Source organism: Nesterenkonia ebinurensis, from assembly GCF_008711175.1.
Taxonomy (GTDB): Bacteria; Actinomycetota; Actinomycetes; order Actinomycetales; family Micrococcaceae; genus Nesterenkonia; species Nesterenkonia ebinurensis.
The window spans coordinates 300,625-325,200 of the sequence record NZ_VWNF01000041.1; the positions used below are offsets into that span (position 1 = coordinate 300,625).

24 protein-coding genes are annotated in these 24,576 nt (G+C 64.6%); 3 read left to right on the plus strand and 21 right to left on the minus strand.

What is annotated here, in order from left to right:
* Window positions 1–159 precede the first annotated feature (159 nt).
* The 4 genes from F0311_RS12625 to F0311_RS12640 all read right to left on the minus strand — a co-directional run bounded on the left by F0311_RS12625 (window position 160) and on the right by F0311_RS12640 (window position 4,248).
* Complete coding sequence (locus tag F0311_RS12625) at window positions 160–933, minus strand: ABC transporter ATP-binding protein (RefSeq protein ID WP_396897442.1); 774 nt, start codon at window positions 931–933, stop codon at window positions 160–162.
* A complete protein-coding gene (locus tag F0311_RS12630; RefSeq protein ID WP_150462280.1) occupies window positions 930–2,018 on the minus strand; it encodes an iron chelate uptake ABC transporter family permease subunit in 1,089 nt (362 codons plus the stop codon). The genes F0311_RS12625 and F0311_RS12630 overlap by 4 nt, the downstream gene beginning before the upstream one ends.
* Window positions 2,015–3,001 (minus strand): ABC transporter permease, encoded by a 987-nt coding sequence (locus tag F0311_RS12635; protein WP_150462333.1) that lies wholly within the window; start codon window positions 2,999–3,001, stop codon window positions 2,015–2,017. The genes F0311_RS12630 and F0311_RS12635 overlap by 4 nt, the downstream gene beginning before the upstream one ends.
* Before the next feature lie 176 nt (window positions 3,002–3,177).
* Complete coding sequence (locus F0311_RS12640; RefSeq protein WP_150462281.1) at window positions 3,178–4,248, minus strand: siderophore ABC transporter substrate-binding protein; 1,071 nt, start codon at window positions 4,246–4,248, stop codon at window positions 3,178–3,180.
* A 139-nt stretch (window positions 4,249–4,387) separates the two neighbouring features.
* Between F0311_RS12640 and F0311_RS12645 the strand changes: the two genes are divergently transcribed.
* Window positions 4,388–5,848, plus strand: coding sequence for a class I SAM-dependent methyltransferase (locus F0311_RS12645; RefSeq protein WP_223881317.1), 1,461 nt, complete (start codon window positions 4,388–4,390; stop codon window positions 5,846–5,848).
* An 11-nt stretch (window positions 5,849–5,859) separates the two neighbouring features.
* Here the strand turns inward: F0311_RS12645 and F0311_RS12650 are convergent, their stop codons facing one another.
* Both F0311_RS12650 and F0311_RS12655 read right to left on the minus strand, forming a co-directional pair.
* Window positions 5,860–6,513, minus strand: coding sequence for a copper resistance CopC family protein (locus F0311_RS12650; protein ID WP_150462282.1), 654 nt, complete (start codon window positions 6,511–6,513; stop codon window positions 5,860–5,862).
* 63 nt (window positions 6,514–6,576) lie between these two features.
* The gene (locus F0311_RS12655; protein ID WP_150462283.1) at window positions 6,577–7,260 is read right to left on the minus strand and encodes a hypothetical protein; all 684 of its coding nucleotides are present in this window, start codon (window positions 7,258–7,260) and stop codon (window positions 6,577–6,579) included.
* A gap of 243 nt (window positions 7,261–7,503) precedes the next feature.
* Between F0311_RS12655 and F0311_RS12660 the strand changes: the two genes are divergently transcribed.
* Window positions 7,504–7,953 carry a hypothetical protein gene (locus F0311_RS12660; protein ID WP_150462284.1) on the plus strand — a complete coding sequence of 150 codons (450 nt, stop codon included), beginning with the start codon at window positions 7,504–7,506 and terminating at the stop codon, window positions 7,951–7,953.
* A 63-nt stretch (window positions 7,954–8,016) separates the two neighbouring features.
* On the opposite strand, the gene F0311_RS12665 is transcribed toward F0311_RS12660, so the two are convergent.
* Entirely contained in the window at window positions 8,017–9,861 is a 1,845-nt protein-coding gene (locus F0311_RS12665; protein ID WP_223881318.1) for a glycoside hydrolase family 3 protein, read from the minus strand.
* A 271-nt stretch (window positions 9,862–10,132) separates the two neighbouring features.
* Between F0311_RS12665 and F0311_RS12670 the strand changes: the two genes are divergently transcribed.
* Complete coding sequence (locus tag F0311_RS12670; RefSeq protein ID WP_150462285.1) at window positions 10,133–11,284, plus strand: glutamate--cysteine ligase; 1,152 nt, start codon at window positions 10,133–10,135, stop codon at window positions 11,282–11,284.
* A 117-nt stretch (window positions 11,285–11,401) separates the two neighbouring features.
* Here F0311_RS12670 and tsaD read toward each other — a convergent pair whose 3' ends face one another.
* The 14 genes from tsaD to F0311_RS12740 form a co-directional block, all read right to left on the minus strand.
* Entirely contained in the window at window positions 11,402–12,514 is a 1,113-nt protein-coding gene (gene tsaD / locus F0311_RS12675; protein ID WP_150462286.1) for a tRNA (adenosine(37)-N6)-threonylcarbamoyltransferase complex transferase subunit TsaD, read from the minus strand.
* Window positions 12,507–13,070: a ribosomal protein S18-alanine N-acetyltransferase gene (gene rimI / locus F0311_RS12680; protein ID WP_317982616.1), complete on the minus strand. Its 564-nt coding sequence runs from the start codon at window positions 13,068–13,070 to the stop codon at window positions 12,507–12,509. The genes tsaD and rimI overlap by 8 nt, the downstream gene beginning before the upstream one ends.
* 8 nt (window positions 13,071–13,078) lie before the next feature.
* The gene (gene tsaB / locus F0311_RS12685; protein ID WP_150462288.1) at window positions 13,079–13,840 is read right to left on the minus strand and encodes a tRNA (adenosine(37)-N6)-threonylcarbamoyltransferase complex dimerization subunit type 1 TsaB; all 762 of its coding nucleotides are present in this window, start codon (window positions 13,838–13,840) and stop codon (window positions 13,079–13,081) included.
* Between the two features lie 32 nt (window positions 13,841–13,872).
* The gene (locus F0311_RS12690) at window positions 13,873–15,099 is read right to left on the minus strand and encodes an alpha-D-ribose 1-methylphosphonate 5-triphosphate diphosphatase (RefSeq protein ID WP_150462289.1); all 1,227 of its coding nucleotides are present in this window, start codon (window positions 15,097–15,099) and stop codon (window positions 13,873–13,875) included.
* Window positions 15,096–15,824, minus strand: coding sequence for a phosphonate C-P lyase system protein PhnL (gene phnL / locus F0311_RS12695; RefSeq protein ID WP_223881319.1), 729 nt, complete (start codon window positions 15,822–15,824; stop codon window positions 15,096–15,098). Before phnL ends, F0311_RS12690 begins: the two co-directional genes overlap by 4 nt.
* Window positions 15,825–15,830: 6 nt before the next feature.
* The gene (gene phnK, locus F0311_RS12700; RefSeq protein WP_150462290.1) at window positions 15,831–16,616 is read right to left on the minus strand and encodes a phosphonate C-P lyase system protein PhnK; all 786 of its coding nucleotides are present in this window, start codon (window positions 16,614–16,616) and stop codon (window positions 15,831–15,833) included.
* Entirely contained in the window at window positions 16,613–17,533 is a 921-nt protein-coding gene (locus F0311_RS12705; RefSeq protein ID WP_150462291.1) for an alpha-D-ribose 1-methylphosphonate 5-phosphate C-P-lyase PhnJ, read from the minus strand. The genes phnK and F0311_RS12705 overlap by 4 nt, the downstream gene beginning before the upstream one ends.
* Window positions 17,523–18,629: a carbon-phosphorus lyase complex subunit PhnI gene (locus tag F0311_RS12710; RefSeq protein WP_150462292.1), complete on the minus strand. Its 1,107-nt coding sequence runs from the start codon at window positions 18,627–18,629 to the stop codon at window positions 17,523–17,525. The genes F0311_RS12705 and F0311_RS12710 overlap by 11 nt, the downstream gene beginning before the upstream one ends.
* The gene (gene phnH, locus F0311_RS12715; RefSeq protein WP_150462293.1) at window positions 18,629–19,264 is read right to left on the minus strand and encodes a phosphonate C-P lyase system protein PhnH; all 636 of its coding nucleotides are present in this window, start codon (window positions 19,262–19,264) and stop codon (window positions 18,629–18,631) included. Before phnH ends, F0311_RS12710 begins: the two co-directional genes overlap by 1 nt.
* Window positions 19,261–19,755 (minus strand): phosphonate C-P lyase system protein PhnG, encoded by a 495-nt coding sequence (gene phnG / locus F0311_RS12720; protein ID WP_150462294.1) that lies wholly within the window; start codon window positions 19,753–19,755, stop codon window positions 19,261–19,263. The genes phnH and phnG overlap by 4 nt, the downstream gene beginning before the upstream one ends.
* Window positions 19,756–19,855: 100 nt before the next feature.
* Window positions 19,856–20,566 (minus strand): GntR family transcriptional regulator, encoded by a 711-nt coding sequence (locus F0311_RS12725; RefSeq protein ID WP_150462295.1) that lies wholly within the window; start codon window positions 20,564–20,566, stop codon window positions 19,856–19,858.
* Window positions 20,567–20,583: 17 nt separating this feature from the next.
* Window positions 20,584–22,332 (minus strand): PhnE/PtxC family ABC transporter permease, encoded by a 1,749-nt coding sequence (locus F0311_RS12730; RefSeq protein WP_150462296.1) that lies wholly within the window; start codon window positions 22,330–22,332, stop codon window positions 20,584–20,586.
* A 29-nt stretch (window positions 22,333–22,361) separates the two neighbouring features.
* Window positions 22,362–23,222, minus strand: a complete 861-nt coding sequence (phnC, locus tag F0311_RS12735; protein WP_223881320.1) for a phosphonate ABC transporter ATP-binding protein — start codon at window positions 23,220–23,222, stop codon at window positions 22,362–22,364.
* Window positions 23,223–23,320: 98 nt separating this feature from the next.
* Window positions 23,321–24,334, minus strand: a complete 1,014-nt coding sequence (locus F0311_RS12740; RefSeq protein WP_150462298.1) for a phosphate/phosphite/phosphonate ABC transporter substrate-binding protein — start codon at window positions 24,332–24,334, stop codon at window positions 23,321–23,323.
* Window positions 24,335–24,576 lie beyond the last annotated feature (242 nt).

Below are 24,576 nucleotides of genomic sequence, written 5' to 3' on the forward strand. Positions count from 1 at the left end.
CCCAAGAAGTCCCTATCTGGTCCTCATCGGTCGGGTGTCAAACCTCTCCCCACCAGGGTTCGCGATGCCGCCAAATTAACTCGAACCGACCGATCCATTCGACCCCTAGGACCAGCGGGCTCGCGAGGCCTCTCCATTGACGCAGAGAACAACGATTGATCAGTAGTAGACGGCCAGGTGGCCGTTGGGGCCATCGATGACCTGGACGTCGGTGTTGAAGATCTCGGAGAGCACGTGATTCTGCATGATCTCGGCCGGAGTGCCGTGCTTGACCACCTGACCGTGCTTCATCGCCAGGATCTTATCCGAGTAGTGGGCGGCAAAGTTGATGTCATGCAGCACGATCACAATAGTGCGGCCCAGTTCGTCGGCGGCGGCGCGCAGCTGCTTCATCATCTGCACCGCATGCTGCATGTCCAGGTTGTTCAGCGGCTCGTCAAGCAGCACATAGTCGGTCTGCTGTGCCAGCACCATGGCCACATAGGCGCGCTGCCGCTGGCCGCCGGAGAGCTGGTCCAGGTAGCGGTTCTCCAGCTCGGTGAGGTCCAGGAAGTCGATGGCCTCGGAGATGTAGCGCTCATCGCCCAGGGTCAGTCGGCCGCCGGAGTGCGGGAACCGGCCGAAGCCCACCAACTGCCGCACGGTGAGCCGGGTGACGAAGTGGTTCTCCTGCCGCAGCACCGAGAGGATCTTGGCGATGGCTTTGGAGGGGGTACTGACGACGTCGTGCCCGGCCACGGTGATCTGCCCGGTGTCGATGTCCAGCAGCCTGCCGATCATGGTCAGGATGGTGGATTTCCCGGCTCCGTTGGGGCCTACCAAGGCGGTAATGCCACCGGATTCGATCTCGGTGGTGACCGGACCGATCTGCACGGTGTCCTTGGACGCCCCGGAGTTATAGTCCTTCTGGACATCGGTCAGGGTGATGCTCACAGGCGCCCCTTTCTGAGGATGAAGATCAGGAAGACCAGGCCGCCGATCAGTTCCACGATGATGGTCACCGCGCCGGCGGCGTCCCATACATGGCGCAGGATGAAGTAGCTGCCGGTCAGGATGCAGTAGCCGAACAGGAAGGCCATCGGGAACAGCAGCCGGTGGCTGTAGGTGTCGGCGAACTGGTAGGCCAGGATCGCAGTGAGGAAGCCGAGGAACATCATCGGCCCTACGAGTGCGGTGGCCATGGAGATGAGGATGGAGACCAGCATCAGCAGCTTGATCAGCTCCCGCTTGTGGTTCAGCCCGAGGTTCATGGAGGTGGTCTTGCCCAGGGAGATCACGTTCAGCTTGGGCGCCCACAGCCAGAGCACCAGGGTGACAGCCAGCGCGATCGGGATGGCGTAGGGCAGGTATTCAGCGCGGGCGTTGGAGATGTTGCCGAACAGCCGGGCAGTGAGCACGTCGAATTCAGAGGGGGTGAGCATCCGCTGCATGAAGTTGGACAGTGAGCCCAGGGTCCCGCCGATCACCACCCCGACCAGCAGCATGATGTGAATATTGGAGAACTTGCCCGAAAGCAGCCAGGTGTAGAGCGCAGTGGCGAGGATCAGCATGATGATCATCTGCAGGAAGAACTGCGGAACCCCGACCAGCATGGTCACTCCGGCCATGCCGAAGACGTAGACGAATCCGGTCTGGATGGCGGTGTAGAGACTGCCGAAGCCCATGATGCCCGGAGTGATGATCCGGTTGTTGGTGGCGGTCTGGAAGGCGATGGTGGCCATTGCGTGGCACAGTGCCACCACTGCGATGGTCAGCAGGGAGTCCCGGCGCATTCCGGCGATCATCCAGTAGCCGTCCGAGCCGAAGGGCATCGGGTTGTTCCAGCTCATGATCGCCACGGTGAAGAAGATCGACAGCGCACCCAGCACCACCATGGCGATCACGTAGTTGCGGATGTGCTTCTTGCCGGTCAGCGGACCAGTGCGCCGCCGCTTGGGGGCAGGCGGGCGGGTCTCAGCGGTGACCGGGCGGGTAGGGCTGGCTAGTTCGCGGACCTCACGCTGTTTTTCTAGTGTCATGTGACCAAACCGCCTTTCTTGCGCTGGCGCAGCAGCAGGCCGACAAAGACGACGCCGCCCACCAGGCCCAGCACCAGCCCGACGGGGATTTCGAAGGGAGCTCGGATGGTGCGGCCGATCAAGTCACAGACAGTCACCACCGCGATGCCGGTCAGGCAGACCCAGGGCAGGTTGGAGCGCAGGTCGTCACCGCGGAAGAGCGCAACAATATTAGGCACCACCAGGCCAAGGAACGGCAGGGTGCCCACCACAGTGGCGGTGACCCCGGTGGCGACGGCGACCATGGCGGTGCCCATGAACAGCACGAAGGTGTAGTTCAGGCCGACGTTGGTGGCCATGTCCTTGCCGAGCCCGGCCACGGTGAACTGGTCAGCGACTACGAACACCAGCACGGTGACCCCCAGGACGATCCACATCAGCTCATAGCGGCCCTCAATGACCCGGGTGAAGGAGCCGGCGAACCAGATGCCCAGGTTCTGCAGCTGGTCGGTGACCAGCGCCAGGTAGGTGGTGAAGGAGCTGACCACCGCCCCGAGCATGATGCCGATGATCGGCACGATCAGACTGGATTTCAGCGAGACTCGGCGCAGGAACAGGAAGAAGATCATGGTCCCGATGAACGCCATGGTGACTGCTCCGGACATCCGGGCGAACAGGCTGGCAGTGGGGAAGAGCAGCATGACCAGGATGAGCCCGAGGCCGGCCCATTCGGTGGTGCCGGTGGTAGTCGGCTCCACGAATCGGTTTTGGGTCAGCAGCTGCATGATGATCCCACACATGGCCATCGAGGCACCGGCCAGCACAAGGGCGATAGTGCGCGGGACCCGTGTCACCCAGAACATCCAGAAGCTGTCCTCGTCGCGGAAGATGTCGAACTGGCCGGTCAGCAGGGAGAGCACCAGCAGGCCCAGCACAATCAGGATGGCGATGGCAAAGGCCGGGGTCCACAGTCTGCGCCGCCGAGCTCCGCGGTCCTCGACCATGACATCGCGGGTGGTGTAGGCGATGTCCTGGCGCAGGCTGGTGGTCATGGATGCTTCCGGGGGATTGAGAACGAGTAAGTGCGCTAATTGCGTTAAGTTCATGCTAAGCGAGACGGGGCACTGGGCAAAGTCCAGTCCCCCGCCTCGCTCAGCCGGAGCAGGTGCTCAGCAGGTTCTTACTGTGCGGCCTCGAAGGCGTCTGCGATATCGCCGAAGAACTCGATGTAGGCCTGGATGTCCTCGGTGAGGTACATGTTGTTGGGCGCATAGATGATCTGATCCTCCTGCACTGCAGTGACCTCCTGCAGGGCTGGTGAGTCCTCGATCAGCTCAGCAGCTGCCTGGTAGTCAGGCTCATCTGAGTTCATCGCATCGCGGTCCATCACGATGATCCAGTCCGGGTTGGACTCGGCGATGGCCTCCACCGAGATATCGTCGCCGTGGGCCTCATCCTCTGCCTCGTCCTCCAGGGCGGGGACCAGATCCAGGGCGGGGAAGACCGGACCCACCGAGCGGCCGGTGCCTGGTGCCGCGTAGTTTATGACACCGCCGGTAGTCAGCACGCCGAGCACGCTTTCTTCGCCGTCGTAGGCAGCTTGTGCGCGCTCGACCTCAGCGTTGAGTTCGTCGATGAGGCCCTGGGCGGCCTCCTGCTCACCGAAGATCTCACCGAGTGCCTCGGTCTTTTCGATCAGGCCCTCGATGAAGGTGTCGGGGTTGTTGACACCCTCGTCGAACTGGAGCACCACGGCCTCGGGGGCGTAGCTCTGGATCTCCTCATGGAACTGGCCGAAGCGCTGGCCGTTGATCACCAGATCGGGTTCGGCGGCGATCAGCGCCTCGAAATCGGGCTCGCGGTGGGAGCCGAGGTCGGGGATGTCAGCCTCGCCGTAGCTGGTCTCACGGGCCAGTCCCAGTGGGGCGGCAGAGAGCTCCACGCCGAACTCCTCCAAGGTGCGGAAGGAGCGGTTGTCGGTGGCCACGATGGAGTCGACCTCGTCCAGGTTGAACTCATGTGTGCCGTGGTCGTCCTCAATGGTGATGGTACCGGTGCCGCCGGCGGCCTCAGCGCCGCCTTCGTCCTCGTCGGCTCCGTTCTCGGAAGTCTCTGCGTCGTTGTCACCGTTGTCGGCGTCGTCGTTCTCGCCGTTGCAGGCGGTCAGCGCCAGGGCAGCGATCGCCGCCACGGAGAGGAAACGGAGGGTTCGGGGCTTCTTCGCCTCCGCAGTGATGGTGTCGAGTGTCATTGAAGGGGTACCTTCCTAAGCGTTATTCAACTTAGCCTGTCCTAAGCGGATATGAAACTACAGTGTCAACTAATCCTACGCAAGGCCCCAGCGTTGTGTTACGCGACTGTTTCATTGCTCTCTGGGTTAGCGTGGAGGGGTGCCCGGTGCCATCCCCGACCCGATCAGGCCCTTGCTCTCCCCGGAGACCTGGGAGCTGCTGAACTCACTGCCGGAGTACAGGCGGCAGGGTGCAGATGAGATGAACATCACGCTGCGCAAGCAGGGCTGGCCGGCGGAGACTGTGGCGGCGGTGCTGACCCAGCTGCGACTGCGCGCTCGGGCCAAGACCAAGTTTGGTGAGTTCGCGGCCCGGATGCTGTTCACTGAAGCAGGGCTGCAGCAGTCCACCAGGCTGCCGGTGGCAGCCCGCCATGCCCGGAGGTTCCGCGAGGCAGGCGTGCGGCGGGTGGCTGATCTGGGCTGCGGGCTGGGAGCGGACTCCTTGGCCTTCGCCTCGGCGGGATTGGCAGTCACCGCGGTGGAGGCGGATGAGACCACTGCCGCGGCGGCCTATCTGAACCTGCGCCCCTTCCCGGAGGCGCAGGTGGTGCACTCCACCGCCGAGGACTGGGCCGCGGAGCATCTCGAGGTCCTGAGTGCATACTTTGTGCAGCACTCTGGGGCTGAATCGGGTAGAAATGCTGCACAGATCATGCACTCGACGGAGAAAGTGGGGAGCTGGGGGCTTTGGCTGGATCCGGCGCGGCGGAACGAGCGCTCCCGGCTCTGGGACCCGGAGCAGTTCTCGCCCCCGCTGAGCTTTGCCACCGAGCTGGCCGCCACCGGTGCCCCGCTGGGGGTCAAGCTGGGGCCGGGCATCCCGCACGAGCTCATCCCGGCAGACTGCGAGGCCGAGTGGACCTCGGTGGACGGCCAGCTGGTGGAAGTCACGCTCTGGTTCAACGCCCTGGCCCGCCGGGATTCCGAAGGCAGGATGGTCCGCCGCGCCGCCACCATGCTGTCTGCAGGAAACAACGTCCGACTGAGCCGAGCGAAATGTGACGCTTGCGGCGCAATGTCCGAGGCCACTGAGGATTGTCCGAGATGCAGGCAGGCGACTCAGGAGAGTAAGCACGACAGCACGAACACCGCCAGCACAGTCAGTGCCGCCGAACTCACCTCAGTCACCGACTTCGGTGAGGGGACTGAGCTGAGTCCCGCCGGTGCGGAAGGGCTGGCCGGCATCCTGTGGGAGCCGGACCCCGCCGTGATCCGCGCCGGACTGGTGTCAGAGCTGTGCGAGCAGATGGGTGGCCGACTGCTCGATGAGCGCATCGCCTACCTCACAACCGACGACGCCGTCGGCTCATCTCTTGCACGCGGGTATCGCGTGGTCGAGGTCATGGACTTTTCGGCCAAGCGGCTCAAGCGCTGGTGCACCGAGCAGGGAATCACCAGCGTGGAGATCAAGAAGCGCGGGGTGGACGTGGTGCCTGAGCAGCTGCGCGCCCAGATCCTGCCCAAGAAGAAGCCCCGGGGCCCGGCCACCCGTGCCGTGCTGGTGATCACCCGGTTGGGCGATCGCCGTCTGGCTGCGGTGGTCGAGCCCCTGAGCTGATCCGCAGAAGACTACTGGCGACGGCGACGGCTCACGGCGTAGCCGCCTACAGCCGCCAGGGCCAGGACGGCAGCTGCCAGCAGGCCCCAGCCGATGATCCCGCCCCAGCCGCCGGAGTCCTCATCGTCCTCGGAATCGACCATCGTCACTGGAGACTCTTCCTGGGTCAGTTCAGGCTCCGCTGCTGCCGGAGCCTCAGTGTCTTCCTCGATCACCTCTACCTCAGGAGTCTGGGTGCCGGACTCATCCTCCGTCAGGGGTAAGTCCACCTCGAAGCTGAAGCTGTGCTCCTCACTGTGCCCATCGGAGTAGACCACCCGGTAAGCGACCTCATACTCCCCGTTGGGCAACGGTTCTGGGATCTCGGTGCGCATGGTGGAGCCCTCCACCTCGGCGGGATCCTCGGAGGCCCAGTTCTCCTCCTCGGAGTCGAGCACCCAGATGTCGTTGGTGATGGCGTCCCCGGTGGTCAGTCCGGAGCCGGAGAACTCGAGCACCACCTCGACAGGCGGCTGAGTGAGGACTTCGCCCTCCTCTGGGCTGGAGCTGATCAGGGTGTCGTGGGCCTGGGCTGGAGCTGCGGTGAGTGTTGCAAGGACCAGTGCGGCGGTACCACTCAGTGCGGCCAGGCGCAGGCGGACAGGGGCGGATGAAGCAGTGTGCATGTTAAGAGGTCTTTCGTTCTCGTGAAGGTTTGTGCTGCGACTTAGGCGCAGCGGTGTCTGCGGCTACTTCACGAGGGCAGGCGGGCCGCGCAGGCTGCGGGGGCCGGCGCCGGGCCAGGCGTCCTGGCAGTTCTCCGGGGGCGAGGTAAGGGTGATCCGGCGCGGTGCAGTGTGCGCGGCCGGCTGGGATCTCAGCAGGATGAGCACCGGGGTGATGCTCAGGCGTTCGGCGATCCCGCAGAGCAGGGTCTCGCCGCCGCGCAGCAGTGCGTAGGCGAAGACTGCGGCCACTAAGTGTGCGGCGATCATCGAGGCATCGGTCTGGCTTGCCACGCTGTGCGCGGAATCCTGGGTGGCCTCCACAACGCTGGGGGGCACCGCCACCTCGTAGGAGACTCCCTGTTCGCGCACTGGCAGGATCAGCGGCTCCCCGTGGTGAGCGGAGGAGTCAGCGGACAGGGCGGAATGCCCGGTGGATGAGGCGGGAAAGAGCGCGAAGAGCCCGTGCAGCAGGATCTGGCTGCTCAGCACTGCTGCGGCCAGGCGCATGCGACTGAGCATGACCCCGGAGAGCTGAACGCACACCGGGATGCTGATGCACAGTGCCAGCAGGACTACCAATGGGTGCGGGGCGTGGTGCCCGGCGGCGGTGTGCCCCAGGGCGGCTGAGCCTACAGCCACCAGGGCAGCCAGAGCTCCGCGGAGCAGCTTCGCGAAACCGGCTATCCGGCGCTGGTCAAAGGCCACATCCTGGATTCTACATCCGGTTTCTATCGCCGGTAGAAGACCGTTGGCGGTGAGCGCAGCCTTCTTGCTGCCTCATTCGGAGAGCATCGCCGTGGTGGAGAGGCCTGCCAGCTGATCGGCACGAAGTGGCGTTTTGTGCCCGGCGTGGACCAGGCAGACTGTCGAGCTTGCTGAGACCATCACCGACAACTAGCTGGCGTCATAACGCTTGGGCGGTGAGGCCGATACTGGCACACTGGAGGGATGCGGAACAGGACCGGACGCGGCGTCGTCGTACTGATCTTTGCGGCCACAGTCACTGCCTGCGGCGCAGAGCCAGAGACCACTGAACCTGAGCAGGCAGAGCCGTCGCCCCCAACAAACGACCCCACCGGGAACGAACTACCCGATGAGGACCCACCACCTGAAGAACCAGAGCTGGAAACCCGGGCAGAGATCCTCGATGAGGACACCCTGGAGCTGGTCACCTACGGCAGTTCCACCTGCCCCGATGAGGTCACCGAGGTCGAGGCCACCGACGCCGGCACCCTGGCCGTGGAACTGCACAACCCGCACCAGGACGGGCCCTGTACCGCCGACTACGCACCCACCGAGCACATCATCGAAATACCGGGCGAGGTCACCGAGCGCCCCGTCACCCTAGAACTGGAGTGGAAAGACTCAGACCACACGGACACCATCACTGCGGAGTAGAGCACCCAAGGGGCGCAGCCCGGTCAGACTGGTACGCATCATAGGCGGCTGCACCCCACGGGCTCAGCAGGCGGAGTGGCCGGCCGGGAAGCTGCCCACTTCTACCGGGAGCGCTCCGGGGGCTTCTGCGCCGGTGAGCACCTCCACCAGGGCAGCGAAGGACTCCGGCGTCCGGCCGTAGAGCCCGATCTTGGTCTCCGCTGAGGAGTCGGCCAGCCCCTCGGGCCGGTCCAGAGAAACTACGACGTCGCCCGTGCTCGGGGTGGTGCCGCCCAGCAGAGTGATCACCGGGCCCCAGCCGGTCTGCAGTCCGGCCTGCTGCGCTGCGGCGGCCAGCCGGTCACGATCCTGCTGGGTGCCACCCTGGATCTGGATCGCCTCAGTGACCAGCTCAGCCTGACACTGACCCTCCACCAAGGTGACCGCCTGGGCAGCCACCTGCTCCGCGAGCTCTGGGGCGGTGAGCTCCTCCAGGGGCCCGCTGTCAGCTTCCCGCTCCTGGGCATCCTCCCCCTGGGCTGTATCGTCGGGATGTGAATCTGAGTCCAGCTCCACGGGGCCATAGATCATTCGGCCTGCCAGCTCCTCCGGGGTCTCCGCCCCAGGGCCTGCGGCGAGCTCCCCAGCGGACAGTGCCTGCTGCCAGAGCACCAAGGCCACCACTCGTTCGGCAGCCTCATTGAGCCGAGTCTCCTCCAGATCCCCGGACTCCACCGCGGCAATGATCGCCGCATGCGCCCCCGGTGCGCTGGCCGGCATCAGGATCAGGTCCGCCCCGGCGTCTAAGGCAGTGACCACAGCCTGGTCCCCGCCGTAGTGATGCGCGATCGCCGCCATATTCAGCGCATCGGTGACGATGACTCCATCATGGCCCATCTCGCGGATCTCGGCATAGGCGGCTGGGGACAAAGAGGACGGCACCCCAGCCTCCAAGGCCGGCACCTCGAGATGGCCCATCATCACCATGGGCGCACCAGCCTGGATCACCTCTGCAAAGGGCAACCAGTCACGCTCGCGCAGCTCCTCCAGGGTGGCCTGCTGTATGGGCAGGCTGTGGTGGGAATCCTCTGTCACCGAACCGTGGCCGGGGAAATGCTTGGCTGATCCAGCGACCCCGGCGTCGGCAAGGCCGCGCAGTCCCTGGATGGCCAGGGACCCCACTGTCTCCGGGTCGGAGCCGAAGGTTCGTGAGCCCATGGTGGGATCAGAGCTGCCGATGGTGACATCGGCGTTGGGGGCAAAGGTGACGGTGAATCCCAGCTCAGCCAGATCCGCAGCCATCAGCCGGTGCACCTGACCAGAGCTGAACAGTCCGTCGCTGCCGTGGTGCACCGCACCCAGCGCCATAGGGGTAGGCCATTCGGTCATCGGGGATCCCACCCTGGTGACCAGTCCGCCCTCCTGGTCCACCGAGATGATCGGCGGCACGGCACGGCCCTCACCACCAGCCCCGGAGAGGACACTGATCTGCTCAGCGAGCGCCTCCACATCCACAGAGTTCTCGCCGCCGGGAATGTTGTGCCCCATCAGGATCACCCCGGCCAGATGATGCTCCTCAATGAGCGCCACCGCGGAATCCACATCTGTGCCCTGGTACTCGCCGATGATCACCTGGCCTGCACGTTCAGCCACACTCATCTCCGCCACCAGTTCAGCGGCAAACTCCCGGTGGTCCTCGCCTGGCCCGGCCAGCGCCTGCTCCTGCTCCTGAACTGCTTCCGCTCTGGCGGCCTCTGCCTCAGCACGCTCCTGTTCGGCCACCTCTTCCTCACTCAGCCCTGTGCTCTCAGAGCCCGGCTCACCGGTATCGGATGAGCCGGCGTCGTCGTGATCTCCTCCCCCGCAGGAGGTCAGCAGCAGAGCACTAACCAGGGCGAAGGAGACCAAGAAACGGGTGTATCGGAACATCTACATAAGGGTAAGGTCTCGGCACGGAGGTAAGCGTCAAGCGAGCCTGCAGGAATTGTTCAGACTAGTGCCGATAGTGTTATCGAGCGTGCCTGCCAGTTCGACGCCGTCGCGAGCAGGTGCTGCATGGAGTGGTTAGCAAAGCGACGGAAGAAGCAAATGCCGGAAGCATTTGTGACTGACGGAGACGCAGTAGGACGCGCATGCGGTGCCGGGCAGTGGCGGAAGGGGCGCGTAGTTGCACTGAAACCGTTCTGACAAGGAGAATCTCATGGGATTGCCGTTTGCTGAGTCACAGCGCTCTACGCTGGGCATCGAATGGGAGCTGGCCCTGGTGGACCGGCAGACCGGCGATCTGCGGAGTGTGGCCGAACGGATCCTGGAGGCCACCCGGACCGAACATCCTGAACTCTCCGGCGATGAGGAACATCCCTATGTGAAGCAGGAGCTGCTGCTGAACACCGTGGAGCTGGTCACCGATGTCTGCACCACGGTGGAGGCGGGTGTGGAGCAGCTGCGCGAGACCGCCCGGAACGTGATGAAGCACTGTGAGCCCCTGGATGTGGACCTCTACTGCCAGGGCTCCCACCCTTTCGCTCCGCCCACCAAGCAGCCGGTCACTGATAAGGAGCGCTACAACGAGCTGATCCGGCGCACCCAGTGGTGGGGTCGGCAGATGGTCATCTACGGCATCCATGTGCATGTGGGACTGGAGGATGTGAAGTATGCGATGCCGGTGGTCAACGCGCTGTGCAACTACAACGCACACTTCCAGGCGCTTTCGGCCTCCTCCCCCTACTGGTCCGGCGAGGACACCGGCTACGCCTCCAACCGTGCACTGATGTTCCAGCAGCTGCCCACCGCTGGGCAGTCCTACCAATTCGAGGAATGGTCCGGATATGAGCGGGCCGTGGCTGATCTGGAGCACACCGGGGTGATCCACGATGTCACCGAGGTCCGCTGGGATGTCCGGGCTGTGCCGCGGCTGGGCACTGTGGAGCTGCGCATCTGCGACGGGGTGGCCACCTTGGAGGAGATCGGTGCTATCGCTGCCCTGGCCCAGTGCCTGGTGGAGGACACCGTCCAGCATCTGGAGGGCGGCGGGAAGGTCACCTCCATGCCGCCCTGGTACGTGAAGGAGAATAAGTGGCGGGCGGCCCGCTACGGGATGGATGCGATCATCATCCTCAATGAGGAGGGCGATGAGGAGCTGGTGACCGATCACCTGGCCGGTGAGCTTCAGCGGCTGGCACCGGTGGCTGAGCAGCTCGGCTGCGCTGAGGAGCTGGGCTACCTGGAGACCATGATGGACAAGGGGGCCGGCTACCAGCGGCAGAAGAAGGTGGCCGAGACCCACGACGGCGACCTGCGCCAGGTGGTGTTGGACTCCGCGGCGCTGACCCGGACCAGCATCAACGGTTGACTCTCACCCATATCCCTCATGTTCGGTGGCCACTTACGACGACGTTTTGGGGCGAAAATGGCCATCTTCATCGTCATACGGGGCCAACGAACAGCAAGGAGAGGGCCCAGGCCCGGATCAGATCAAGATGCGGCTGGCCTGGAGGCTGGAGTCGGCGGGGATTGCCAACGACGACGCCGGCGCACCGGCACCGACTAACTGTGCTCCCAGCGCAGCCACCATGGCACCGTTGTCGGTGCACAGCGGAATCGGTGGGACTCTCAGCGTGATGCCGGCGGTCGCGCAGCGCTGGGCCAGCAGTTCGCGCAGTCGGGAGTTGGCGGCCACTCCCCCGCCGAGCAGCAGACTGGTCAGACCGTGCTCCTGACAGGCCCGCACTGCCTTGGAGGTCAGCACATCCACCACGGCCTCCTGGAAGCTGGCCGCGATATCAGCGGTGGGGACCGCCAGCCCCTGAGCCTGGAACTGCTCGGCAGCGCGGGCCACTGCGGTCTTCAGCCCGGAGAAGGACCAGTTGTGCCGGTGCTTACCGGGGTTCTCCGCGGTGCCCTCGAACTTGGGCATGGTCAGCCCGCGGGGAAAGCGGAAGGCTGTCGGATCGCCCTTCTTGGCTGCTTGGTCGATGGCCGGGCCGCCGGGGTAGCCCAGCCCCAGCAGCCGGGCGGTTTTGTCGTAGGCCTCTCCTGCGGCGTCGTCGATGGTGGAGCCGATCAGTTCCACATCATCGGTGAGCGAACCGACCCGCAGGATCTCGGTATGCCCCCCGGAGACCAGCAGCGCAGCAGTATTGGGCGCAAGCACCGGTGACTCGACCGTCCCAGTACTCCTTTCGGTCCGGGAGGTGCCCTGATGCCCACCTTCCAACAGCCCCACAGCGACGTGGGCCACCAGGTGGTTGATCCCGTAGAGCGGCTTGCCGGTGGCCAGGGCCAGGCCCTTGGCGGCGGAAAGACCCACCATCAGGGCACCAGCCAATCCCGGACCTGCGGTGACCGCGATCGCGTCAATGTCCTTCAGCTGCACCCCGGCGGTGGCCAAAGCTCTGCGCAGGGTGGGGGTGAAGGACTCCAGATGGGCCCGTGCGGCGATTTCCGGTATCACTCCGCCGAACCGGACGTGCTCCTCCATCGAGGAGGCCACCTCATTGGCCAGCAGGTGGGTGCCGCGGACAATGCCGACTCCGGTCTCATCGCAGGAGGTCTCGATGCCCAGCACCAGGGGCTCAGCCATGGGACGCACCGCCCGTGATCTGTTCGCTGCCGACCGCGCCCACTGCGGCCGCGGGCTCGGTCAGCCGTTTGCGCATGATCAGTGCGTCCCCGCCGTCGGGGTAGTAGCTACGGCGCAGATGGATCTGCTCGAACCCGTTGCGCCGGTAGAGCCGCTGGGCGCCGGGGTTGTCGATGCGCACCTCCAGCAGGAGATCCTCGGCGCCACGACGCCGCGACTCCTGCTCGATCAGGCCCAGCAGCCGGCTGCCCAACCCTTCGCCCTGGGCCTGCGGAGCCACCGCAAGGGTCTGCACATCGGCCAGCGGGAGTACGCACATCATGCCCGCGTAGCCGAGGATGCTGCCGCGTTGGGGGTCGCTCGGGGCGGCATCGGGGACGGGAGCGGCGTCGTGCTGGTCCTGCTCAGCGACCCAGTACTTCCGGGTGGCCCGATGCGCGGCAACGGCGGGCTCAGCCTGGGCGAGCTCGTCGTAAAGGAACCGTTCGGGCCAGGCGTCATGCGGGAAGAGCTGGCGTTCCAGGGCCATCACCTCAGGCACGTCTGCGGCAGTCATCGCCCGGATCATCCGGCACGGCCTTTCATCTGTGCGGGGACTTTGGCATCGGAGTCGCGCAGGTAGAGCGGGCGCGGGGCGCAGAGCACACCGTGTAGCTCGCCGGTGAGCGCCCCATGTGCCAGTCGGCCCAGCTCAACGGCATGCGGGGTCCAGGCAGCGGGGTCGGCCGGCGCACCGGCCAGCTCAGCAGATGTCAACTGATCGGGATAGAGCCAGAGCCCCGCACCTACGGAGGGCAGATCGGGAAGCTCTTCAGCGGGGCCTACGAACGGCCCTTCGACCAGACGGCAGCCTGCCTGAGGTGGCCCAGAGAACTCTGAGGATTTTCCCGGAGACCAGACCTCAGGGGCCCATTCAGCACTCTCATACCGGGCCCAGTAGAGCTCACGGCGCCGGGCATCGCTGGTGGCCAGGAACTGCCCGCTGATTCCGGCATCATCCGCGCGCAGAGCCAGCGAGTCCAGGCTGCACACCCCGTGCAGCGGCACATCCCAGCCTTCAGCCAGCCCGTGTGCCAGCGCCAGTCCCACCCGCAGCCCGGTAAACGGCCCGGGTCCGGCACCGACGACGACGCCGTCCAGCTCCTCCCCGCGCAGGCCCACCTCGGTCAGGGCCTCAGTCACTGCCGGGGCCAGCCATTCGGCATGGGCGTTGGGCACCTGGGTCTCGGCGGAGTGGAGCACCTCGGGGGCCGCGTCAGGCACGTTCCCTGATCGGATCAGGGCGAGGGACGCCCCTGCGGAAGAGTCGATGGCGAGCAGCAGCACCCATCCATGGTACCGGCGGCGCTGATTCCCTATCAGGCTGACCGCAGGGTAGCTACGGCACGGGGCCACTCCCCGGTGGAGTCATCAACCAGGGCGAAGTCAGCACGCAGTCCTTCCTTCAGCGCTCCGCGGTCGCTCAGCCCGGCGACCCGGGCCGGACCGGAGGTGATCAGGCCCACCGCCTCCGGAAAGGTCAAGACTCCCCGCTTGGCCAGTAGCGCAGCGGCCGCCAGCAGTCCGGTGGGCAGATAGTCGGAGGCCAGGGCGTCCACCAGTCCGACCTCCACCAGCTCACGGGCCGAGATATTTCCTGAGTGGGAGAGCCCACGCAGGATGTTCGGGGCTCCTGCCACAATGCTCAGCCCCTGCTCACGGGCCGCCTGGGCTGCAGCCAGCGTGGTGGGAAACTCCGCCACCGCACCACCCCGGGTAGCCAGGGCGCTGATCTCCTCCGCGGAATCCGGGTCGTGTCCCAATAGCCGGACCCGCCCCCGGGAGACTTCATCGCAGAGCCAGGCGAGGTTGGCCTCCCTGATGTGCAGATTCTGCTCCCGCTCCCGGATCAGCCGCTGGACCTGCTCCTGGGCAGCGGCGGGGTTCAGGCCGTCCCCGTCCACCAATGAACGGAACATCACCTGCGGATCGGCGTACTGCCCTTGGCCCGGGGTGTGGTCCTCATGGGAGACCAGTTGGACAGGACCACCTTCAGGCAGAGCATCGAGCCGTCTCTTCAGCGTCCTGGCGCCCTCCTCGGAGAGGACATCCAGCCGGTGCAGCACCCGATGGTCCACCCGGTAGGAGAGATGCTCATCCACTGCCAGGCACATCTCCAGTGCCAGATGAGCCCGGCGGGTCAGGCCCCGGGCGGTCTGATGCTGAAAGGCTGCGCCGTGGAACATGGTGGTGGTGCCGGCTGAGGCGATCCGGCCCTCGTAGGAAGCCAGGGCGAATTCCAGGGGCACCTCGGCATGAGCCCGGGGCATCCGTTCGCCCTCCAGCGCATCGCTGTGCACGTCGATGAAGCCGGGAGCCAGCAGCAGGTTGTTGCCGTTGAGGTCTGCGACCGTGTCGGCCCGGCCTTCAAGGATGCCCGCTATGCGCCCCTCGCGCACCACCACGGTGGCCCCGTGGACGATACGTCCGGGGAGCACAGCGCGTACACTGCGCACTGCGTAGTGGGCCGGCGGCAGGCCCAGCTGCCAGGGTCCGGCTGTTTGAGCTGCAGAATGCCCTGCAGGGGCGGTGGCGGGAGCAGTCATTTGGCTTCCTCTCGGTGTGGGGCGAAGGCGGCGACGTCGACGATCTGGTCGGCTACGGCATCGCGGACCTCAGCGTCATGACAGATGGCGAGCATGCCTGTTCCGGCCTCCAGCCGCTCCCGGATCATCTCGATGACTACGCCCCGGTTGCGGGCGTCCAGGGATGCGGTGGGCTCATCGAGCAGCATCAGCGGGGTGGAGGTGGCGAACCCCCGGGCGATATTGACCCGCTGCTGCTCACCGCCGGAGAAGGTCGCCGGGGGCAGCTCCCAGAGCCGTTCGGGGATGCTGAGCCGGTCCAGCAGCTCACCAGCCTGCTGGCGGGCCTGGGGGCGGGGGATGCCGCGGTCGGTGAGCGGTTCGGCCACCACATCGACGGCGGGCACTCGCGGCAAGGCCCGCAGGAACTGGCTGACGTAGCCCATGGATTCCCGGCGGGCGGTCAGCATCTGCCGAGGCTGAGCTGCGGCAAGGTCCAGGGATCGGTCGCGGTGGTTGAGCATCATGCTGCCAGAGTCGGCCTGGTAGCTGCCGTAGACCATCTTCATGATGGTGGACTTTCCTGCGCCGGACTCCCCGCCGAGCACCACGCATTGCCCCTGGGGAACATCGAAGGTCACCCCGGTGACCACGGGCAGCCGCAGGGAGCCTTGCAGGTGCAGGATGAAAGTCTTGGCCACGTCCTTGACGCTGAGCACTGAATGTTCTCGGTTCATATCAGTCATCACCGGTCAGCCTTTGAGGATGGATGAAACGAGCAACTGGGTGTAGGCGGCCTGGGGATCATCCAGTACGCGGTCGGTCAGCCCCTGCTCAACCACCTGCCCACCCTGCATCACCAGGGTGCGGTGGGAGATGAGTCGGGCCACGGCGAGGTCATGGGTGACCACCACCACGGCCAATCCCAGATCAGCTACCAGGGAGCGGATGAGATCCAGCAGCTTCGCCTGCACGGAGACGTCCAGCCCGGAGGTGGGCTCGTCCATGAACACCAGGCGTGGACCGAACACCAGGTTCCGGGCGATCTGCACCCGCTGACGCATGCCCCCGGAGAAGGTAGCCGGGGTCTCGTCAATCCGGTCAGCGAGGATCTCAACCCGCTGCAGCCAGTCCGCAGCGCGGGCACGGATCTTCCCGTAGTGCCGAGCGCCGTTGGCCATCAGCGGCTCGCCCACATTGCCTCCGGCTGAGACGTGCATGCGCAGACCCTCGGCCGCGTTCTGGTGCACAAATCCCCATTCGGTCCGCCACAGTCGGCGCACCTCTGGCTCACTGAGCGTGGCCAGATCTGTCATCTGGCCCTCGGCGGTCTGGTAGTGCACGGAACCCTCGTCGATGTTCAGTCGCTGGGACAGCATGCCCAGCAGGGTGGATTTCCCGGAGCCGGACTCCCCCACCACGGCGAGCACCTCACCGGGCCAGAGGTCGAAGCTCACACCGCGGCAGCCGAATCGGTTCCCATAGTGGTGCCCGGCACCGCTGACACTGAGCAGTGGACTAGCGGATTCAGCGATCATTGAACAGCCCCTTCAGTGCCGGTCCCGGTGGCAGGGAAATCCCACTCGCCTCTCGTTCTGCTTGCGCGGAAGCCAACCGCCGAAGCGGCGCGTGTGCAGTGGTCGGTGTCACTGCAGACGTACATGGCCCCGCCGGCGTCGTCGGTGACCACCTCGTCCAGGTAGACGCCCGACGAGCCGCAGATCTGGCAGGGTTGGTCGAACTGCTGGGGCTCAAAGGGAAAATCCTCGAATCCCAGGGACTCCACCGAGGTGTAGGGCGGCACCGCGTAGATCCGCTTCTCCCGGCCCGCCCCGAAGAGCTGCAGGGCCGGGTTCATATGCATCTTGGGATTGTCGAAGCTGGGTACCGGCGAGGGTGCCATCACATAGCGTCCGTTGACCATCACCGGATAGTCGTAGGTCTTAGCGATATGCCCGTACCGGGAGATGTCCTCAAAGAGTTTCACGTACATCAGTCCGTACTCCTCCAGGGCGTGCAGCCGACGGGTCTCCGTCTCCCGCGGCTCCAAAAAACGCAGCGGTTCGGGGATCGGAACCTGGTAGACCAGGATCTGTCCCTCGGCGAGCGGGGTCTCCGGGATCCGGTGGCGGGTCTGGATGACCGTTGCCTCATCGGTGCGGGTAGTGGACTCAGACCCGGCCACCCGCTCAAAGAACTGGCGGATGGAGACCGCGTTGGTGGTGTCGTCAGCACCCTGGTCGATCACCTTCAGCAGGTCATCTGGACCGATCACCGAGGCAGTGACCTGCACCCCGCCGGTGCCCCACCCGCGCGGCATCGGGACCTCCCTAGAGGCGAAGGGCACCTGAAAGCCTGGGATCGCAATCCCCTTCAGCAGCGCCCGGCGCACTACACGCTTGGTCTGCTCGTCCAGATAGCCCTCGTTGTAGACGATCCGAGGCTCAGCCAGCATCTTCACTCCCCTCAAACTCGGCGTTAAGCTGGCGCAGCAGCACCAGTTCAGCCTGGAAGTCCACATAGTGCGGAAGCTTCAGATGCTCTACGAATCCGGCGGCCTGCACATTGTCCGCGTGGGAGATCACAAATTCCTCATCCTGGGCTGGGGAGATGCGGCGTTCGCCGAACTCTTCGGAGCGCAGTGCCCGATCCACCAGCGCCATGGACATCGCCTTGCGTTCGGCCCGCCCAAAGGAGAGCCCATAGCCGCGGGTGAACTGCGGGGGCTTTTCGGCAGAGCCCACAAACTGGTTGACCATCTGGCATTCGGTGATCTCGATTCGACCGATCGGCACTTCATAACCGATCTCCGCGGGCTCGAAGAGCACCTCCACCTCACCTACCCGCACCTCCCCGGCAAAGGGGTGGGTGTTGCCGAAGCCGCGCTGGGTGGAATAGCCCAGCGAGAGCAGGAAGCCCTCATCCCCGCGGGCCAGTGCCTGCAGCCGCTCGGGACGGGTCATCGGGAAGGTGGTCGGCTCCCTGGTCAGATCACCCGGGTCCTCATCAGCCCAATCCTCGGGGTGGTCAGGTTCCACCAGGGACCCGTGCCCCAATAAGTCGGTGATGCGCGGCATAGTCCCGGGGGCGGCGTCGTCCTCTTCCTCAGTATCCTTCGGGATCTCGGAAACCTGAAGCCGCTCAGCGAGCAGCCGATGGGTGTAGTCGAAGGTGGCGCCGAGCTGCTGCCCGCCGGGGAGGTCTTTGAAGGTGGCCGAGATGCGCCGCTCCGGGGGCAGAGCACCGGTGTCCAGGGCTACGGTCGCACCGAAGCGGGGCAGGGTGGTGCGGTAGGAGCGAAGCAGGGTGACCGCCTCCAGCACATCCCCTTGAGCCTGCAGCAGCGCCTTGGCTGCTAAGTTCGGGTCGTAGAGGGAGCCCTCGTTCATCACCCGTGAGACAAGTACACCCATCTGGCCACGCAGCTGCCGGGAAGCGATGCGCTCCTGCGCAGCGCTCTCGCCGGAATCCTCCTGGCCAGAGCCTCGTTGGGCGAGCAGGGCGTGGGCATTAGCAATCGCTTTCTCCCCGCCTTTGACGGCTACATACATCAGGCGCCTCCTTCCGCTGCAGTGTCCGGTCCGGTCGGCTCAAGGACGGTGGTGCGCGGCAGCCCGGTGACGGTGCCTCGGCCGGTGATCAGCACATCCACTCCGCGCGGGAACCCTCCGGCATGTTCGGCACGGGCGGTGCGGAACTGCTCAGTCATCCCGTGGCCGTCCCAGTCCAGGGCCTCCCGGATCCCTGGACCGGTGCCCCGCAGTCTCTGCCGGGACCCGGTCTGTTCCGCCTGCACGATCAGGGTGGTTGAGCGGTGCGGCTCCTGGTCGGTTCCCGGGCTGAGGTCTTCAAAAGGCGGTACCGCGTCCGGAGAGGACGCCAGGCAGAACAAAGCCTCGGCGGCTGCGGCCACCAGTGGTGCCCCGGTGTGGAAGCCCAGCCAGGCGGTGACCTCGTGATGGCGGTGCAGCTGCGGGTCCACCCAGAGCGGCGTCTGCTCATCACAGAGGGTGAGGACGACGCCGCCAGCTTCAGCAGTCAGCGGGGCAGGGGGTGTCAGCGGCACTGCCAGCGCCTGTGGCTGCAGCGGGCGGGCCATGGCTTCGAGCACTGCGCGGAAGACCCGCTGAGCATCCTGCACGGGTTGGGCGAACCCGGGGGTGAGGGTGGCTGCTGCCTGGTTCATTCGTCCTGATCCCCTTCCCCGCCGTCGTTCTCCCGGGCCACAGTGAAGAAGTCGACTACCGTGCTGCGGGCATCGGCCCGGCGAGCAGCCTCACGGGTGTTCTGGCGCTGCTCGAGCACTGTGATGATCTCAGCCATGGCTCTCTTTCGTTGGCTGGAGTTCAGCAGGGCGTCAAAGATCGCGGCCAGTCCGGCATGCTCCGGGTAGCTGCCCAGCACATAGGCGGTGCCGGTGGATTCTTCCCCTTCGGCGTTGAGGGTCACAGTCGCGCGGGTGACGGTGGCCTCTCCCAGGTTGAAACGGTCTCCGGTGCCGCCGACCCGGCCCTGCACCATGACCAGGCCGGATTCGGGTCCGCGCAGATATTCGACCTGCGGTTTCTGCGGCCAGCTGTGCCACAGTTCGGCGAGCTCCTGCTGTGATGCGGCCGCAAGCACACGGGCGGTGCGCTGCCGCTGCTCGGGCGGTACTGCTGTGCTGGATTCTGCCATGACTGTTATGGTCTGCGGTCGGGATGAATCAGCTGGCACTGTTGAGTGAACTCGGGGTGAACGGGCCGGTAACCTTCCTGTCACCTGTCGGGGAGCAGGTTCAAGACTCCACGGTCACCCGGACCACGTCTTGGCGGTGCCAGGTGCGGGAGACCATCAGGGGTGCTGAGGTTTCGGCCTCCACGCTCAGGGTCTGCACTCTCCAGGCCAGGGCGGGCCGGGGAAGCTCCAGCCGCCGTGCGATATCTGCTGGCGGATACTCTGTCGAGACGGTGCTCCGCGCCCGTTTGGGGTGGTGGCGTCCCATGCGCAGCACTTCGTGGAGGGATTCCACAGCACCCAGGGCTACACCGACCTCGCTCACCAGGTGCGGAAGAATCCACTCATAGGAGCAGCAGGCGATCCGGTCATCGACCCATCCCAGACGGGTCAGCCGGATCACCTTCAGTCCCTCCGTCTGGCCGAGCATCCGGGCCATTTCCACCGGAGGCTGAGCCTGTTGGTCAATATCCACCCGTTTGGTGCGAGGACGGTGCCCGGCAGCCTGCACAATCGCGTGGAAGGAGGGCGGCTGCTTGCTGGAGATCAGCATCTCGACGGGGCGGGACACATAGGTTCCCACGCCTCGGCTCCGCCGCACCAGGTTCTGCTCGATGAGCATCTCCACCGCCGAGCGCACCTGGAATCTGCTGGTGCCGAATCGGCGAGCGAGCTCCTGCTCTCCGGGCAGCCTGGCCCCGTCGGGCTCACCGGCGATCTGCTCCATCAGAGCAGAGGCAATCTGCTGAGCCTTCTGCCTGGGTTCTGCCATAGACCCGGGGCTCACTGTTATCTGACGACTTTTCGGACGTACATGGAAATCAGCTCCAGGATAATCACCACTACCAGAATGTTGATGATCAGCAGGCTGAGGATCTCGTAGCGGCTACGGGCTGAAGCTTGCAGCAGGTCGAAGCCGATGCCCAGACCGAGCACACCCAGCAAAGTAGCAGCCCGGAAGTTGACGTCCAGCTGGTAGAGGATGTGCGCCACCGTGGCTGGTGCAGTCTGGCGAACCGTTGCTGAGAAGAAGGTCTGAACCCGGTCGGCTCCACCGGCCCGGACGGCATCCTGGACTCGAGTATCAGATTCTTCAAGAGAGTCGGCCACCAGTTTGGCGAGCAGTCCGATGGAGCCGAAGGCCAATGCGATCACACCCGCAGTCGCGTCGAACCCCAGGATCACCACCAGCACAATCGCCAGTACCAGCTCGGGGAAGGCGCGGCAGGCAACAATCAGGCAACGGAAAAAGGTGGCGATGTTCTTGGTAGGAGCTGCGTTCCGGGCGGCAAACGCACCGATCGGCAGGGCAACGAAGAGTCCCAGCAGCAGCGAGGCCATGGCGATCTGCAGAGTCTCTACCAGGGCCGGGAAGTAGCGGCTTGCATAGTGCCCATGGTCATCTGGTGGGAAGAACCGGCTGACCACATCCGGGAAGTTGCCCAAGGTGTTCATCAGCACTTCCCAGTTCAGTTCGACATCGTAGATCGCCAGGAAGGCCAGTGTGATCAGCGCCGCCCAGCCGAAGAAGCGCTGGATTCGGCCAGCATCCCACTGCGGGGCCACTCGCACGCGGCCCTTTGGTGTGCGCTGTGCAGTGTGCGGATCAGTGGGAGCGTGCACCCAGCTGTTCTGGGCGATTCGTTCTAGCAGGCCCAGGACCCCACGACGCCGTCCGCCGGAGTCTCTGCCCATCATCTGAGTTCTAATCGCCCCGGAGAGTAGTTCCATGAGGATGCAGAGCACAGTGATCACGATGGTGTAGCCCATCACTAGATCCCACTGGCGGGTATTCATTGCATTACTCAGAGCCTGTCCCAATCCGGGAACTCCCACGAAGCCCAGCAATACAGAGTTCCGCAGGTTGATATCCATCCGGTGCAGACCATGGGCCACGATCTGCGGCATGATTTGCAGGATTACGGTGGACTGGATCCACTGCCACCGGGCCCCTCCGGCGGCACGGATCGCTTCGCTGGGGCCCCGGTCCACGTCTTCGATATTGTCAGCAAGGAGCTTGCCCACCATGCCGATGGAGCTCAGCCCCATGGCCACAATGCCGATCAACGCACCGTTGGCGGGGCCGAATACACGAATCAGGATGATGGCGAAGACCAGGTCGGGAGCGGCACGGCAGAAGATGATGATGATTCGCGCGGTCTGTCGCGAGATGGCCCCTGTGGTGGTGTTGACTGCGGCGAAGATAGCGATCGGCACCGAGGTGATCACAGAGAACAGAGTGGCCAGGAAGACGATCCCCAGGGTGGTGAGAATCAGCTCCACCAGTCGTGCCGCCTCTGGAAACTGCGGCGGGAAAAGATTCTCGGTGATCCAGTCCCAGCCGCTGATGATGTTGACCAGAACGTCAAAGAGGTTAATGCCCAGGTCGAACATCGACCACACGCCGCCGGCGATCAGTGTGAGGAAGATGCCCCATACTGCGATCACATGAATGCTGGGCGTTGGGCGCTTGGGCACAGGGCGCCGTCCCGATGTGCTGCGCGGAGCCTCCGCCGCTTCGGGCCTCAGAGTTGCCATCAGTCTGTCTCTCCGCTCAGAGGCTCAGTTCAGGAATGTTGCTCGCCAGCGATGCCCGCCAGCTCAGGAGCCTGCTCCTGGATCTCTTCTTCAGTGACCACAGCAACGGCGTTGTAGATCTCGTGAGCTTCTTTGAGGCTCAGCGAGTGTGAGTCCCGGTCCATCACCAGCTGGCCGCCGCGCAGACCAATGATCCGGTCAGAGAACTCCAGGGCAACCTCTACCTGGTGCAGGGAGCAGACCACAGTGAGGTTGTCTTCCTTGGCAATATTGCCGATCAGGTTCATCACCGTAGCAGAGGAGACCGGATCTAGAGCTGCTACTGGCTCGTCAGCTAGGAGAACCTTGGGCTCCTGGATAAGTGCACGGGCAATAGCCACCCGCTGCATCTGACCGCCGGAGAGTGCATCGGCGCGCTGGAACGCCTTATCAGCCAGACCGACCCGTGCCAGCTGCTCCATAGCCTGCTCCTTAACCTCCCTGGGGTACATAAACAGTCCCAGCCGGGGGCCGGCCAGAGAGCCGAGTTTCCCAGTGCAGACGTTCTCCAGCACAGACATGGACTCCACCAGGTGGAAATGCTGGAAGATCATGCCGACTTCACGTCGGAGTTTTCGCAGTTTGCCTGCACCGGCCCGGTGTACCTCAGTGCCCAAGGTGACTACCTCTCCACTGGTGGGCTTGTGGAGTCCATTAATATGGCGCAGTAGGGTGGACTTGCCAGATCCGGAAAGGCCCAGCAGCACATTGATCTTCTGCGGGGCAAAGTCAATGTTGATGTCGTTGAGCGCGGTGACATCATCGAACTGCTTGGTGACGTTGCGCAGTTGAATGGAGCGTTCCTCCGCGCCGGTGAAAGTTGCTCTCTCGGCAGTCATACTCTGGGCCATGGTTGTGGTCTCCCTGGTCGGTGTTTCTCAATGGTGGAATGGTTCGGGTCCGCGCCCTGCCCGCCTCGGTACAGGGCGCGGACCCAGTGGTTCAGTGATCAGCCTTCGCAGGCATCTGCCTGCGTGATCTCGCAGACTGCGCGGATACCGTCGAACACAGAGTCAGAAGCCTCGATGTACCCCCAGTCAGCGGTGGGCACCAGGTTGCGGCAGTCGCCAGACTCAGGGTCAGCGTCATCGCAGTAGCCGTTCTCGGCGAGCCAGTCAGTGTTGAGGTACTCGATGAGGATCTCTTCCATAGCCTCGACCATGGAGTCGGGCAGTTCGCCGCTGGCGGCGAAGGGAGCAGAGGGGATGTCCTCGGACTCCCAGACCACCTTGACCTGTCCTTCCTCGAGGTCACCGGACTCGATCATCTGCTCATCGACCATGGTGTCGTAGGCGAAGGCAGCGTCACAGGTGCCGTCCAGCACCGCCAGTACAGAGTTGTCATGGCCGCCGGAGTAGTAGGAACTGTAGTCCTCCTCTGCCTCCAAGCCGATCTCCATCAGGCCTGCAGTGGGGTAGAGGAAACCGGAGGTGGAGACCTCGTCCACAAAGCAGACAGTGGTGCCCTCAACATCTTCGATACCGTTGATGTCGTTGTTGTCGGCCAGGGTCACCAGGTAGGAGACGTATGAGGGCTCAGCCCCTGGTTCGTCAATAGCTACAGCCACCGGTTGCGCGCCGGCAGTGTCAGCGGCGACCACAAAGGAGAAGGGGCCGAAGTTCGCGATATCCGCGGTGCCCGCGCCCATGGCCTCGATCACTGCGGCATAGGCGGTGACCTCACTGGATTCGATCTCCACCTCCAGGGCTTCCTCGAACATGCTGATCAGCGTCTCGTACTGCTGGACCAGTTCAGTCTGCTCCTCGGAGGGGATGGAGACGAACTGCAGTTCGGTGGGCCAGTCGTCGCCGCCGTACTCGGCGCGCAGGTCAGGCAGGGAGCCGCCGCCGGCGGCCTCGGCGCCGCCGTTGTCTCCATTGTCATCGCCGTTGTCGCCGTTACAGCCGACAAGGGCCAGAGTCATTGCGGCAACTGCCGCGGGGAATGCAAGTTTGCGTGCCATAGTGAGCTGTCCAGTTCCTTCGCATCAGGTGATCCGGGTGATTGTGGCTAACGGCCCGGCACCTTGCGCAGGCCCGGCCGGTACCTCGACAAGACTGCTCACCGAAGGTTGACCCTGGGGGACCAGAAGCGTACTAACAGGCGAAGCGAAGGTGAACTATAGACAAACTGACATCTGTATTTTGCCATCCGGAACCGCGTTCGTGATTCACATCACATTGCAAAAGAATATGGAACGTTCCA

Bases quoted from the DNA above. Each gene is read 5' to 3' on its own strand.
- F0311_RS12630 (WP_150462280.1), bottom strand. From the start codon at position 2,018: ATGACACTAGAAAAACAGCGTGAGGTCCGCGAACTAGCCAGCCCTACC.
- F0311_RS12635 (WP_150462333.1), bottom strand. From the start codon at position 3,001: ATGGTCGAGGACCGCGGAGCTCGGCGGCGCAGACTGTGGACCCCGGCC.
- F0311_RS12640 (WP_150462281.1), bottom strand. From the start codon at position 4,248: ATGACACTCGACACCATCACTGCGGAGGCGAAGAAGCCCCGAACCCTC.
- F0311_RS12650 (WP_150462282.1), bottom strand. From the start codon at position 6,513: ATGCACACTGCTTCATCCGCCCCTGTCCGCCTGCGCCTGGCCGCACTG.
- F0311_RS12660 (WP_150462284.1), top strand. From the start codon at position 7,504: ATGCGGAACAGGACCGGACGCGGCGTCGTCGTACTGATCTTTGCGGCC.
- F0311_RS12665 (WP_223881318.1), bottom strand. From the start codon at position 9,861: ATGTTCCGATACACCCGTTTCTTGGTCTCCTTCGCCCTGGTTAGTGCT.
- F0311_RS12670 (WP_150462285.1), top strand. From the start codon at position 10,133: ATGGGATTGCCGTTTGCTGAGTCACAGCGCTCTACGCTGGGCATCGAA.
- tsaD (WP_150462286.1), bottom strand. From the start codon at position 12,514: ATGGCTGAGCCCCTGGTGCTGGGCATCGAGACCTCCTGCGATGAGACC.
- rimI (WP_317982616.1), bottom strand. From the start codon at position 13,070: ATGACTGCCGCAGACGTGCCTGAGGTGATGGCCCTGGAACGCCAGCTC.
- F0311_RS12690 (WP_150462289.1), bottom strand. From the start codon at position 15,099: ATGACTGCTCCCGCCACCGCCCCTGCAGGGCATTCTGCAGCTCAAACA.
- phnL (WP_223881319.1), bottom strand. From the start codon at position 15,824: ATGACTGATATGAACCGAGAACATTCAGTGCTCAGCGTCAAGGACGTG.
- phnK (WP_150462290.1), bottom strand. From the start codon at position 16,616: ATGATCGCTGAATCCGCTAGTCCACTGCTCAGTGTCAGCGGTGCCGGG.
- F0311_RS12705 (WP_150462291.1), bottom strand. From the start codon at position 17,533: ATGCTGGCTGAGCCTCGGATCGTCTACAACGAGGGCTATCTGGACGAG.
- F0311_RS12710 (WP_150462292.1), bottom strand. From the start codon at position 18,629: ATGTATGTAGCCGTCAAAGGCGGGGAGAAAGCGATTGCTAATGCCCAC.
- phnH (WP_150462293.1), bottom strand. From the start codon at position 19,264: ATGAACCAGGCAGCAGCCACCCTCACCCCCGGGTTCGCCCAACCCGTG.
- phnG (WP_150462294.1), bottom strand. From the start codon at position 19,755: ATGGCAGAATCCAGCACAGCAGTACCGCCCGAGCAGCGGCAGCGCACC.
- F0311_RS12725 (WP_150462295.1), bottom strand. From the start codon at position 20,566: ATGGCAGAACCCAGGCAGAAGGCTCAGCAGATTGCCTCTGCTCTGATG.
- F0311_RS12730 (WP_150462296.1), bottom strand. From the start codon at position 22,332: ATGGCAACTCTGAGGCCCGAAGCGGCGGAGGCTCCGCGCAGCACATCG.
- phnC (WP_223881320.1), bottom strand. From the start codon at position 23,222: ATGGCCCAGAGTATGACTGCCGAGAGAGCAACTTTCACCGGCGCGGAG.
- F0311_RS12740 (WP_150462298.1), bottom strand. From the start codon at position 24,334: ATGGCACGCAAACTTGCATTCCCCGCGGCAGTTGCCGCAATGACTCTG.